Annotated in this window: 5 protein-coding genes and 1 pseudogene; all 6 read left to right on the top strand. The window is 71.2% G+C overall.

All coding sequences use genetic code 11. From position 1 onward, the window contains the following. Nucleotides 1-24 precede the first annotated feature (24 nt). Nucleotides 25-774: pseudogene (locus tag QSK22_RS32230) on the top strand (IS256 family transposase); the annotation flags it as partial. Between the two features lie 640 nt (nucleotides 775-1414). Beyond that, nucleotides 1415-1846: a VOC family protein gene (locus QSK22_RS32225; protein WP_285498265.1), complete on the top strand. Its 432-nt coding sequence runs from the start codon at nucleotides 1415-1417 to the stop codon at nucleotides 1844-1846. A 65-nt stretch (nucleotides 1847-1911) separates the two neighbouring features. Continuing rightward, the gene (locus QSK22_RS32220) at nucleotides 1912-2676 is read left to right on the top strand and encodes a PIG-L deacetylase family protein (RefSeq protein ID WP_285498264.1); all 765 of its coding nucleotides are present in this window, start codon (nucleotides 1912-1914) and stop codon (nucleotides 2674-2676) included. 22 nt (nucleotides 2677-2698) lie between these two features. After that, entirely contained in the window at nucleotides 2699-3913 is a 1215-nt protein-coding gene (locus QSK22_RS32215) for a cytochrome P450 (RefSeq protein ID WP_285498262.1), read from the top strand. Between the two features lie 112 nt (nucleotides 3914-4025). Then, nucleotides 4026-5813 carry a non-ribosomal peptide synthetase gene (locus QSK22_RS32210; protein ID WP_285498261.1) on the top strand — a complete coding sequence of 596 codons (1788 nt, stop codon included), beginning with the start codon at nucleotides 4026-4028 and terminating at the stop codon, nucleotides 5811-5813. A gap of 187 nt (nucleotides 5814-6000) precedes the next feature. After that, the gene (locus tag QSK22_RS32205) at nucleotides 6001-13842 is read left to right on the top strand and encodes a non-ribosomal peptide synthetase (protein ID WP_285498260.1); all 7842 of its coding nucleotides are present in this window, start codon (nucleotides 6001-6003) and stop codon (nucleotides 13840-13842) included. The last annotated feature ends 6 nt before the right edge of the window (nucleotides 13843-13848 follow it).

Here is a 13848-nt window from a genome sequence, read left to right as displayed (position 1 = left end):
CCTGCGGGCTGGTTTGCCGAGCAGATCGGGGCGTGTGAGCCCGATCTGCTGAGATCGATGGTCAAGACGATGGCCGAAGCGCTCATGTCGGCCGAGGCGGATGCGGTGTGCGGCGCCGGCTACGGGCAGCGCTCGGACGGGCGGGTCAACCGGCGCAACGGCTACCGGGAACGGACGTGGGACACCCGGGTCGGCACGGTCGAACTGGCCATCCCCAAGCTGCGCAGCGGGTCGTACTTCCCCGAGTGGCTGCCGAGCGGCGCCGCCGGGCCGAGCAGGCCCTGATCAGCGTGGTGGCCACCTCGTATCTGCTGGGGGTGTCGACGCGGCGGGTGGACAGGCTGGTGGAGCAGATGGGCATCCAGGGCATCTCCAAGAGCCAGGTGTCGGAGATGTCGAAGGTGCTGGACGAACAGGTGGCGGCGTTCCGCAACCGGCCGTTGGAAGGTGGGCCGTATGCGTTCGTGTGGCCGGCGCCCTCACCCAGAAGGTGCGTGAGGGCGGCCGGATCGTGAACGTGCACGTGCTGGTGGCGACCGGTGTCAACGCCGACGGGCACCGCGAGATCCTGGGGGTCGAGGTGGTCTCGGCCGAGGACGGCGCCGGATGGCTCGCGTTCCTGCGCGGGCTGGTCGCCCGCGGCCTGTCGGGGGTGCAGCTGGTGGTCTCCGACGCCCACGTCGGGCTGGTCGAGGCGGTCGCATCGACGCTGCCGGGGGCGTCCTGGCAGCGGTGCCCACCCACTACCTGCGCAACCTGCTCACCAAGGTGCCCCATGCGGGCTTGCAGGCGCGAGTGGTGGTGGCGCACCCCTGCTTGAGTCGGTAGAGGCAGCGTTCGGCGGTCACGTCCAGCGGAGTGGTCACTAAGGCACCCTGGCTGTCGCCAGGCGCCGCTGGTGCCTGGCAGAGAGACTCGGCGGGGACCGAGGTGACGGCCTGGAGTGGTCGCCGGATAACGGTCGGCCTCGATTTCGGGGAGGGTCTGCAGATACCGGACCGCGTGGTCGAGGTCATCGAGGTCGACACCATCACGGTGAGACCGTCCAGGCCACGCTGAAGCGGGGACGGGGGGTACGGCAGCCGTGGTACGTCATCCCGACGAAGTCGATCAGTCATCTGGACGGCGCCACGTGCCGGCATCGCCAGCACAAGATCGTTCTGGCTGGGTTTGTGCCGCGCCGCACGGTGGCAGACGTGTGGCGGCTGGGTGGAGGTCGAGGTCACCCTCCCAGTCGGCGGGTAGTTCTTTCGTAGATACTTCGCTGGCGCGTCGGGGAATCGCCTGACGTGATTAGCCTGCTCCCAGCAGGTGGTTTCCGCTTCCGGATGTCAGCTTCGAACGGTTGTGGTCATGGTTGATCGATGTCTGTGGCGCGCACCGTCGGTGAAACCGGCCGATTGAAGGATATGTTGTGTATGATCCGGCTCGCGGTTTTCCCCATGTGGTCGTCGAACTCGCCTACGCAAATCCTGATCGCGCGGTCGACTGGCTCGTCCGGGTCTTTGGATTCCGTCTGATCCTCAGACATCCGGAGGTCGGCGCCATCCAACACGCCGACCTTGACACCGGCGGTGGAATCGTCATGGTGCGACAGGCCCCGGACCAGGACACCGGTGCCTGTGCCGACGGACACACCTGCAAACAGATCATCGTCTGGGTTCCCGACCTGAACGAGCATTTCGCGCGATCCGTGGAAGCGGGAGCCGACATCGTGCGGCCCCCAGTCGACAAACCGTGGGGGTTGCGCCAATACCTCGTCCGCGACCTCGAAGGTCATCTTTGGGAGTTCACCCAGCACCTGCGTGACGTGCCGCCGCACGAGTGGGGTGCTGTGGCCTTGTGACCCGTCCCCGCGCTCAGCAGACATTACGACCACTTCGGAACCGCACCATGATTTCCTCCCACACTGTGATCGTCCTGCATGCCCATCCGGACGACGAGGCCATTTTCACCGGACTGACCATGCGCCGCCTGGCGGACGCGGGCGCTCGCGTGATCCTCGTCATGGCCACCGACGGTGCCGCCGGTCTCTGTCAGGTCCCGTTGTCCCGCGGTGAGTCCCTGCGCAGCCGCCGCTTGGCCGAACTCGAACGGGCCTGCGACCTGCTCGGCGTGGCCAGACTGGAGTTTCTCGGCTACGCGGATTCCGGTGCTCATGACGGCCCGTACCAGGCGGGAACACTGGGTGCGGCACCCGTCACGGAGGTCGCCCGGCGTGTGGCACGGATCGCCGACAGCGAAGGCGCCTCCACTCTGGTGCACTACGACCCCCACGGCATCTACGGGCATGTCGACCACGTCCAGGTGCACCGCGTGGGTGCCCGGGTCGTTCGCAGCCTGGGCCTGGCCGGCTATCAGGCCACCGTGGACGCCGCGGCTCTGCGTGCGGGGCCGCAGCACGTGGTGCGACGTGCGGCGGGTGGTCCGAAGGACGTGGGGGTTCCCGCGTTCCAGATCTCGGTCACCGTCCACGCGCAGGGTCCCGACCTGCTCGCGAAGATGGCCGCGATGGCCACGCACGCCAGCCAGGTGGAGACCGCGGAACTGGACCCCGCGCGCTTCGCCGTCACCTACGGCCGGGAGTGGTTCGTCCGCGAGGGCGAGCCCGGGGCGATCGACGCGCTCGTCGCCGCCTCGGCCGGGCAGGCCGCGGAAGTGGTGCTCGGCCCCTGATCTCGAAGGGAAGGTGACCTCGATGACCTCGCCCACCGCAGATACCACCGTGCTTGACCTCGTCGACCCGACGACCTTCGTGCGCAACGACCCGCACGCGTACTGGGCGGAGATACGCGACCGCCACCCCGTCTACTGGCACCCGGGTGGTGAGAACCGGCCCGGCTTCTGGGTGGTCTCGCGGTACGCCGACGTCGTCGCTGCCTACGCCGACGTAGCGAGGCTCAGTTCGGCGCGTGGCACCGTGCTGGACGTGCTGCTTCGCGGTGACGACTCCGCGGGTGGCCGCATGCTCGCGGTCACCGACCGGCCGCGGCACCGCGACCTGCGCAACGTCATGATGCGCGCGTTCTCCCCCCGGGTGCTCGGAGGCGTCGTCGAACAGGTCCACCGCCGGGCGGAGGAACTGATCCGGCGGGTCACCACGGTTGGGAGCTTCGACTTCGCCGCCGAGGTCGCTGAGCACATCCCCATGGGCACGATCTGCGACCTGCTGTCGATCCCCCAGGCGGATCGACCGGACCTGCTGAGGTGGAACAAGAGCGCCCTGTCCTCCGACGACGCCGAGGTTGACCCGTTCGCCGCGCTGGAGGCCCGCAACGAGATCCTGCGGTACCTCACCGACCTGGCCGCGCACCGCCGCGCGCGGCCGGGCGACGATGTGGTCAGCATGATCGCCACCGCCACCGTCGGCGGCAGGCCACTGCCGATCGAGGACGTCGCGCTCAACTGCTACAGCCTGATCCTCGGCGGTGACGAGTCCTCGAGGGTGTCGGCGATCTGCGCGGTCAAGGCGTTCGCGGACTTCCCCGACCAGTGGCGTGCGGTGCGCGACCGTGACGTGTCGATCGACACCGCGGTCGAGGAGGTGCTGAGGTGGGCCACGCCCGCGATGCACTTCGCCCGTACCGCCACCGTGGACCTGGAACTGGGCGGTCGGCAGGTGCGTGCCGGAGACATCGTGACCCTGTGGAACCTCTCCGCCAATTTCGACGAGCGGCAGTTCCACCGGCCACGCGAATTCACCGTGGCGCGCGACCCGAACAGGCACGTCTCGTTCGGCTACGGGCCCCACTTCTGCCTCGGGGCGTACCTGGGACGAGCCGAGCTGCGGGCCCTGCTAACCGCGCTGGTCACCACCGTTTCGGACATTGAGCTGGCTGGGACGCCCCAGCGCATCTACTCGAACTTCCTCAACGGCTACAGCACCCTTCCCGTCGTTTTCTCCGGACGCTGACGAACCCTTTCGTAGTCCTTTCGTGAATCGCTCCGACGTGCCCGCGGACGGCTACGTTCGGGGGCGGGCGCGGCGCCCCGGTGATCCGCTGCCGAGAGGATGGAGTGAGCAGGTGCCCACCGTTCCGGAATTGTTCGAGGCTGTTGTGACCCGTGGCCGTGACACCCCGGCCGTGGTGTTCGGCGACCGCGTCGTGACCTACGCCGAACTCAACGCTCGCGCGAACCGGTTGGCGCGGGTCCTGGTCGAGCGCGGGGTCGGACCGGACACGATGGTGGCCGTGGCGCTCCCGAAGTGCGACGAGCTGATGGTCGTGCTGCTCGCGGTGCTCAAGGCCGGAGGCGCCTACCTTCCGCTGGACCCGCGGTACCCGGTCAGGCGGCTGGCGCACATGGTCGAGGACGCCCGGCCGGTCCTGCTGGTCCGGTCGGCCCAGGTGTCGCTCGACGTCGGAGTGCCGATTCCCGAACTGGTGGTCGACGACCCGGACACGGTTCGTGCGACCGCGTCGCGGCCGTCCGGCGACCTCACCGACGCGTGCCGGAACGCTCCGCTCCGTCCGCAACACCTGATGTACGTCATCTACACGTCGGGCTCGACCGGGACGCCCAAGGGGGTCGCCGTGACGCACGCCGGTGTCGCCGACCTCGTGGCCGGTCAGGCCGCGTCCATCGCGCCCGGCCCCGGCGACCGCGTGCTCCAGTGGGCGTCCATCAGCTTCGACGCGGCGTTCTGGGACTGGTCGGCGGCATTGCTGTCCGGTGCCGCACTGGTCGTGGCCCCGGCCGAGGACCTGCTGCCCGGCCCGCCCCTGTACGACACGCTGCGGCGTCACGCGGTCACCCACGCCACCCTGCCGCCCGTCGCGCTGAGCGTGACCGACCCCGAGGGCGTCCTGGTCGGTGGCACCGTGATGTCCACCGGCGATGCCTGCTCCCGCGCGCTGGTGGCCAAGTGGTCCCCGGGACGCCGCATGTTCAACGGCTACGGGCCGACCGAGACCACGGTCGGGGCCACGATCGCCGGCCCGATCACCGCCGATGACGAGGTCACCATCGGCAGCCCCTGGGCGGGCAACAGCGTGCACGTCCTCGACGAGCGTCTGCGTCCCGTCCCTGACGGCCACGACGGCGAGCTGTACCTGGCCGGCAACGGTCTGGCCCGCGGCTACGTGAACCGACCGGGACTGACGGCTGCCCTGTTCGTACCCAATCCCTTCGGACCACCGGGCAGTCGGATGTACCGCTCCGGCGACCGCGGCCACCGCCGACCGGACGGGCAACTCGTGTTCTCCGGCCGGGGCGACGACCAGGTGAAGATCCGCGGTTTCCGCGTCGAGCTGGGCGAGGTCGAGGCACGGCTGGCGGCCCACCCGGCGGTGGACGTCGCCGCCGCGGTGGTGGTGGGCGACCTCGTGCACGCGCGTCTCGCCGCCTTCGTGAGCACGGTCGACGGGGTCGAGGTCTCCGCCGAAGAACTGCGCGCCCACGCGGCCGAGACCCTGCCTGAGCCGATGGTGCCCACCTCGGTCCACGTGCTGCCGCGGCTCCCGGTCACCGCCAACGGCAAGATCGACCGTGCGGCGTTGCGGGATTTCGCCGAGTCCGCTCCGCGGCGCGACGGGGAAGCCGCGGGCGACGACTCGGTGGAAAGCCGCTTCTACGAGCTGGTCAGGGAGGTCCTGGCGGTTCCCGACGTCCGACCAGGCGACAACTTCTTCAGACTCGGCGGTCAGTCGATCCTGGCGACCCGGCTCGCCGGACGGCTCCGCGACGAGCTGGGGATCACCGTGCCGATGAGAGCGGTGTTCGAGGCCGACACCCTGTCCGATCTCGCCGCTGTCGTGCGGACGTCGTGGGAGGCCGGCGAGCGCGGCACCGCCGACGCGTCCGTTCGGTGACGGCCCCGGTTGGTTCTTGCCGACATCTTTCAGCCGGGCGGGTGAAATAAGGGCGTTTTTCTAGAGTTGGAGTAACGCACGACGGCGGCTTCCGTCCGCCATAACACAAGGATTGCACACGGGGCGATCGACCTGCGTTCCGCCGCGAGTTCATCACGGCCGGAAGTTGCTTCTTCGGGGAGTCTGCATGGGGTCTGGCGGCGCTTCGTCGGCGCAGGAGGCAATGTGGCTGGAACAGAATCTTTCACCCGAGATCCCCAACACCACCACGACCATTTGGTCGGTACAGGGTGAGCTGGATCTGCTCCTTCTCGAAGACGCGGTGAAAATGGCCGTGGGGGAGGCGGGCGCGCTCCTGGTGAACTTCCGGCGGGACGGTGACGAACTGCGACTCGTCACCCGGGAGCCGGACGCGTGGGAGCCCTTCCGCGTGGATGTGAGCAATGCGGCCGATCCCGCGCACGCCGCCCGCGAGTTCCTCACCGAGCAGGTCCGCCGCCCGTTCGACCTCGGTACGGACGCGCTGTTTCGGATCGGATCGGTCCGGCTGGGGGAGAACCATCACCTTCTCTGTCTGATCTTCCACCACATCCTGATCGACGCGTTCGGTGTCTTCACCCTGCTCTCCCAGCGCATCGCGGAGATCTACCGCGCCCTGCGTACCGGTTCCCCGGTGCCGGAACGGCCGGGCACTCCTTCCGAGGTCGCCGGTGAGCGGGAGGCGGCGTACCGGTCGTCCGAACAGTTCGCCGAGGCGGAGGAGTTCTGGCGGAACCATCTCGCGGCCGGGGGGACGGCTGCCCGTCTGCCGACGGGTATTCGCGCGGACGTCACGTCCCGCACGGAGGACGCCGGGTTCTGGGACAGCCTGAACACACCGTTGGGCGTGGTCACCCATACCGGCAGTGTCGCGGCGAGCGAGGTCGCCGGGTGGCGGGCGGCCGCCGCGTCGGCCGGGACCAGCGTCGCGGACCTGATCACCGCGGCCGCGTTCGCCTTCCTGCACCGCCTGTGCGACCTGCCCGAGCCGATGCTGGCCTTCACCGTCAACTACCGCAGCGGCAGGATCAGACAGGCGTTGGGCCTGTTCTCCAACACCCTGCCCCTGGCGGTGGAGGTGCCACCGTCGACCGACTTCGTCGAACTCGCGGAGACGGTCGCCCTGGCGCGCCTGCGGGTGCTGGAACACGCCGAGCACAACGTCTCCCTGATCAAGCGCGCGGCCGGGCACGCGGGCGACGCCCGCAGCCCGTTCGGGCCCGTCGTCAACGTCGTCCCGTTCCTCAGGGAACTCGACCTCGCGGGCGCCGTCGGCACGTTCGCGGGCGGGACGCTCGGCATCCCCGACGAGGTCAGAATCACCACCTACACGGACGGTCGCGCGGACAGCGACCTCTTCGTCCGCTTCGACGCACCCGAGAGGCTGTACACCCACGAGGACATCGCCGGGCTCGGCGAGAAGTTCGTGGCCTTCCTCCGCGCCGCGCTCGCCGACCCCCGCAGGCGCGTCCAGGACGTCAGCGTCCTCACCCCGGACGAACATGCCGCACTCCTCGACCGCTCCACCGGTCCCGTCGCCGAACTGCACGGTGTGACGGTGCCCGCTCTGCTCGACGAGCGGGCGGCCGCCGCTCCACGGGCGGTCGCCGTCGCCCACGGGGACACCGTGCTGACCTACGGGGGCCTGGCCGCGAGGGCCGGGCGCGTCGCCCGCAGGCTCGTCGAACGCGGTGCGGGGCCGGAACGCGTCGTGGCGGTGTCCGTCCCGCGTTCGATCGAACTGGTGGTCGCGGTGACCGCGGTCCTCAAGGCCGGTGCCGCGATCCTTCCCATCGACCCGGACTGCCCGGCGGACCGGATGGAGGCGATGCTGGCCGACGCGCGTCCGACGTTGCTCCTCACGGTCGCCGGGGTCGACGGACTGGCCGTCACACCGTTCGACGGGACCCAGCCGCGGTGGGAGGCGAGCGTCATCGAGCCCGCGGATGGGCCGCAGGACACCGAGGTGACGCCGGTCGCGAGGTGTTCCGGTGAGAACGGCGTGTACGTGCGCTACGGGCCCGGGGCGCCTGGGGAGGCACCCGGCGTCGTCATCTCGCACACCGCGCTCGCGAACGGGTTGCTGTCCATGCAGCGGCGGTACGGGCTGGACGAGACCGACCGGGTCCTGCACACGGCCCCGGCGTCCCTCAACGCCTGGGTGTGGGAGATCCTCTGGCCCCTGATCTCCGGTGCCACGGTCGTCATGTCGACGCAGGACGTCCACCGGGACGCGGTCTCCCTGGCCGCGGCGGTGCGGCGGACCGGCGCCACCACCGTGCACACGGTCCCCTCCGTGCTCGCCGAGCTCGTCCGGGATGAGGCCGCCGTCACCGACTGCAAGGGCCTGCGCCGCGTCATGTGCGGCGGCCCGGCGCTCCCACCCGACCTGGCGGCACGCTTCCACGAGCTGTCCGGCGTCCGGGTACACCACCTCTACGGTCCGGCCGAGACGGCGCTGGACGTCACCTCGGCGCTGGACGTCACCTCGGGGGAGCACCGGCCGGGGACGCCGGTCGTGCCGATCGGACGGCCGGTCGACAACACCCGCGTGTACGTGCTGGACGGTCGCCTCCACCTGGCACCGAGGGGCGTGGTCGGCGAGGTGTACGTCGCGGGCGCGGGCTTGGCCCGTGGCTACCTGAACCGCTCGGCCGTCACCGCGGAACGCTTCGTCGCCTGCCCGTTCGGCCCCGCCGGGGAACGCATGTACCGCACGGGCGACCTGGCCCGCTGGAACGACGACGGGGAACTGGAGTACGCGGGACGCGCGGACCGGCGGGTGCGGATACGCGGCCTTCAGGTCGACCCGTTCGAGGTCGAGGCCGTCCTCACCGGCCACGAGGGGGTGGCGCAGGCCGCCGTCGTCGCGCGGGCCGACGACCCCGACCACCCCCCGCAACTGATCGCCTACGTCGTGCCCGTCACCGCCGGGCGGCTGGGCGCCGCCGGCGAGGACGTGGACTTCAGCGCCGGCCTGGACCCGGTCGAGCTGCGGCGCTTCGCCGCCGCCACGCTGCCCGAGCACCTGGTGCCCGCCGCCTTCGTCGTGCTGGACAGGCTGCCGCTCTCACCGGACGGCGAGCTGGACCGCGCTGCACTGCCCGAACCGCGGGTCAGGCGGCGCGCCCATCGAGTGCCGAGGACCCCCGAGGAGCGGATCCTGGCGGCCGCCTTCGCCGAGGTGGTGGGAACCGACCGCGTCGGTCTGGACGACGACTTCTTCACCATGGGCGGCGACAGCATCCTGGCGATGCGCGTGGTGGCGCTGGCCCGGGCCGAGGGGCTTCGCCTCACCGCGCGGGATGTCTTCGAGTGCCGCACCGTCGCCGCGTTGGCGGCCGTGGCCACGCGCACGGACGTCCCGGCCCCCGTCGCACCGTCCGGTGGCGAGGGCGACGGTCCGGTTCCGCTGCCGCCCATGGCGCGGCTGTTCACCGAGCGTGGACCGGGCCTGGACCGGCTGGCCCAGTGGCTGGTGCTGACCGTGCCGGGAGACATGACGTTCGACCTGCTCACCGCGGCCGTGCAGGCGGTCCTGGACCGGCACGACATGCTGCGGTCCCGGCCGACCGACGGCGGGCTGCTGGTCCAGGCGCCGGGGACGGTGAAGGCGGACACACTCATCCGGCGGGTGCCGTGCCCCGAGGGCGCGGGTGCGTCCTCGCGGCGGGCGCTGCTGGAGGAGGAGACCGCGAGCGTGGTCGGGCAGATCAGCGCCTCGGCCGGACGGATGCTCGGCTTCGTCTGGTTCGAACCGGCCACCGGCGGACCCGGGAGACTGCTCATCGCCGCCCACCACCTCGTCGTGGACGGGGTGTCGTGGCGCATCCTCGTCACCGACCTCGCCGAGGCCGCGGAGCGGATCCGCCGGGGACACGCGCCGGAGCTGTCGCCCGTCGGGACGTCGCTGCGGGCCTGGCTCAACCATCTGGCGGCCGAAGCGGTACGGCCCGAGCGCGTGGCCGAGCTGGAGCTCTGGCGCGGGATGCTCGAACCGCCCCCTGAACCGGTGGGTGCCCGGGCCCTCGATCCGGAGGTCGACCTGACGAGCACGGCCGAGACGCTGCGGGTCGAGGTTCCCGAGGGCCTGAGCCGGGCACTGCTCACGACGGTTCCGGCGGCCTTCCGCTGCGGGGTCGACGACGTGCTGCTCACCGCCCTCGTCCTGGCACTGGCCGGCCGCCGGGGCGGCGCGTCCGACGGCGGGACGGTCGTGCGGCTGGAGGGGCACGGACGCCAGGAGGAACTCGTCCCGGGCGTCGACCTGACGCGGACGGTCGGCTGGTTCACCACGGTGCACCCGGTCCGCTTCGACCTCTCCGGGATCGACGTCGCCGACGCGCTCAACGGCGGCCCGGCCGCGGCGGACGCGCTCAGGCGGATCAAGGAACGCAGGCGCGCCCTGCCCGACCAGGGCATCGGTTACACGCTGCTGCGGTACGTCAACGAGGAGACCGCGGCGGTCCTGCGGAACCACCCGGCCGACGAGGTGGGATTCAACTACCTCGGCCGGTTCTCCTCCGACCGTGCCCGGGGCGACCACGAGGCGCCGTGGACGCCCGCGCCCGAGTTCGACGAACTCGCCGCGTCCTCGGATCCGGACATGCCACTGATGTCCGCGCTCGAACTGAACGTCCTCGTCGGGGCCACCGGGAGCGGCGAACGGTTGCGGGCGCTGTTCACGTTCGCCACCGGGGTGCTGTCCGCCGAGGAGGTGCGTCGGCTCGCCGACACCTGGCAGGCGGCGCTGCGTGGACTGCACGCACGGGCGACCGGCGGCACGAGCGGGCTGACCCCGTCCGACGTGTCCCTGGTGGAGGTGTCCCAGCGGGATCTGGACGAGTGGGAGAGCCGTTTCGGTCGTGTCGACGACGTGTGGCCCCTGACGCCGCTCCAGCACGGGCTGCTCTACCACAGCATGCTCGGAGGCAGCGCCTCCACGTCCTACCAGACCCAGTTCGTGTTCCGGATCAGGGGACCGGTGGACGCGGCGCGTCTGCGGGCCGCGGCCCAGACCCTCCTCGACCGGCATCCCAACCTGCGGGTGGCGTTCGTGACGAAGTCCACCGGCGAACCGGTCCAGGTGGTCGTGGACGGTGTCGAGGTGCCCCTGAGGCACATCGACCTCACCGACCGGTCGGACGCCGAGGAACGCCTCGCACGGATCCTGGCCGAGGAACGGGAGGACCAGTTCCGCCCCGACACCGTCCCGCTGCTTCGGTTCACCCTCGTCACCCTCGGCCCGGCACAGGCCGAACTCGCGCTGACCGCGCACCACATGCTGTTCGACGGCTGGTCGCTACCGCTCATCGAGCAGGAGCTGATGCGCCTGTACGCGGGCGGGGCCGACGACCTCGAACCGGTCGTGCACGGCTACCGCGAGTTCCTTCGCCGGCAGACGCGGCAGGACACCGGCAGGGCGATCGACGCCTGGGCCGAGGAGCTGTCCGGCGTCACGCAGCCCACGCTCCTGGCCCCGGGTGCCGCCCGCGCCGAAGAGGGAGACAGGGCCACCGAGGGGGACGGGGCCACCCAGGGGGACTCGGCCGCCGAGGTCGGGCAGGTCGACGTCCGGCTCACGCGCGAGGAAGCGTCCCGCGTGGTGCGTCAGGCGGCGGCGTGCGGCATCACGCCGAACATCCTGGTGCAGGGCGCGTGGGCGGTCGTGCTCGCCCACCTCACCGGGAGCTCCGACGTCCTGTTCGGCAGCTCGGTCACTGTCCGTCCGCCCGAACTGCCGGGCGTTCACGACGTCATCGGCATGTTCACCAACACCGTGCCCGTCCGGGCGCGATGCGATCCCGCCACCACCCTCGAGAACCTCTGCCATGCGTTGCAGGGCGCCCAGGCCAGGATGCTGGACCACTATCACGTCGGGCTCGGTGACATCCAGCGGTCAACGGGGCTCGGCGCGCTCTTCGACACCATGGTGATCTTCGAGTCGTTCCCGGTGGACCGGGCGGCGCTGTCCCGGGCCGGTGCGTCGGCCGAGCTGACCGTCACCGGAATCCGGCCGTTCGCGCCGACGCACTACCCGCTGACCGTGCTCGCCGCGGCCGATCCGATGCTGAGCCTGATCCTCCAGTACCACCCGGACGCGGTGGATCCCGGCACGGCGCAGGAGATCGCGGATCGGCTCGCCCGGGTGCTGCGGCGGTTCGCGGCCGACCCGCGGACCCCCATGGCCGCGATCGATGTGCTGTCCGAGGCCGAGCGGCGGCTGGTCGTCCACGACTGGAACGACACCGCGCTCGAGGTGCCGCCCGGAAGCGTGCCCGAGTGGTTCGCCCGGCAGGCGGCGGCGACACCGGACGCGGTGGCCTTGGAGGCGGGGGAACAGCGCCTCACCTACGCCGAGCTGAACGAGCGCGCCAACCGTATGGCGCACTGGCTGATCCGGGAGGGGATCGGTGCCGAACGCCGGGTCGTCGTCCTGCTGCCCCGCTCGGCGGACCTGGTCACGGCGCTGCTGGCGGTCCTGAAGGCCGGCGGCTGCTACGTGCCCGTGGACCCGGACCATCCACCCGCGCGGGTCCGTTCCGTGATCGACGACTGCGCGGCCTCCCTGGTACTGGACGAGGCCCGGCTGGCGGAGACCGACCTGACGCGCTACCCCGCACACCACCCCGCGGTCGCCACCACCCCCGACCAGGCCGCCTACACCATCTACACCTCGGGCTCGACCGGCGTTCCCAAGGGTGTGGTCATCGGTCACGGCGCCCTGGCCAACTTCCTGGAGAGCATGCGGCGAACCCTCCGCCTCTCGGCGTCCGACCGCTTCGCCGCCGTCACCACCGTGGCCTTCGACATCGCGGCGCTGGAGGTGTTCCTGCCGCTCGTGACGGGCGCGCGCGTGGTCCTCGCCGACCGCGACCAGGTCACCGACCCGCGGGCCCTGCTCGACCTCATCGACCGGGCCGGCGTCACCGTCATGCAGGCGACCCCGGCGCTGTGGCAGATGCTCGCGACGCACGACGTGCGGCGCCTGGCCGGTCTGCGCGTCCTGACCGGCGGCGAGGCCCTGCCCGCGCCACTCGCCGGCCTGCTGTGCGCGCACGCCGCGCAGGTGACCAACCTGTACGGACCCACCGAGACGACCATCTGGTCGACCCTCGCGGACGTCCAGGCCGGCACACCACCGTCGATCGGGACACCCATCGCCAACACCCGGGTCCTGATCCTCGACCCGGCCCTCCGGCCCGTTCCGCCCGGCACCGGCGGCGAGCTGTGGATCGCGGGAGACGGCCTCGCCCGCGGCTACCACCGGCAACCGGGGATGACGGCTACCCGGTTCACGGCCAACCCGTTCGGTCCGCCGGGCACCCGGATGTACCGCACCGGCGACCTGGCCCGCTGGTCACGAAACGGGGAGATCGAGTTCCTCGGTCGCGCCGACTTCCAGATCAAACTCCGGGGTTTCCGGATCGAGCCCGGCGAGGTCGAGCACGCGCTGACGCTGCACGAGGCCGTCCGCGAGGCCGTCGTCACGGTACGCGAGGACCAGCCCGGCGACAGGCGCCTCGTCGCGTACGTCGTCGCCGCGGGCGGCGCCGACCTCCCGCCGGCCCGGGAGCTCCAGCAGTTCGTGCGGGAGCGGCTCCCCGACTACATGGTCCCGTCGGCGGTGGTCGCCCTGCCCGCCGTTCCGTTGACGGTCAACGGGAAACTCGACCGTTCGCGACTTCCCCGCCCCGAGACGAGCGGCGCGCGATACCGCCCGCCCGAAACTCCTAGGGAGGCCGCGCTGTGCAGGATCTTCGCCGAGATCCTCGGGGTGGAACGCGTCGGCGTCGACGACGACTTCGCCGCCCTCGGCGGGCACTCGCTGCTGGCCACCAGGCTCGCCGCGCGGGTGCGGTCCGAGCTGGGCGTCGAGATCCCCATCCGCACCATCTTCGCCGCACCGACCGTCGCCGAGCTGGCCCGGCGGTGGAACGAGCTGTCCACCTCTGTCCGGAAGCCCCTTCGCAGGATGACCGAAAGTTAGCAGGAG

This window comes from Actinomadura sp. NBRC 104425, from assembly GCF_030269545.1.
Classification (GTDB): domain Bacteria; phylum Actinomycetota; class Actinomycetes; order Streptosporangiales; family Streptosporangiaceae; genus Spirillospora; species Spirillospora keratinilytica.
The sequence above is the reverse complement of the archived record's forward strand: the minus strand, read 5'-3'. Positions and strand labels throughout refer to the sequence as shown.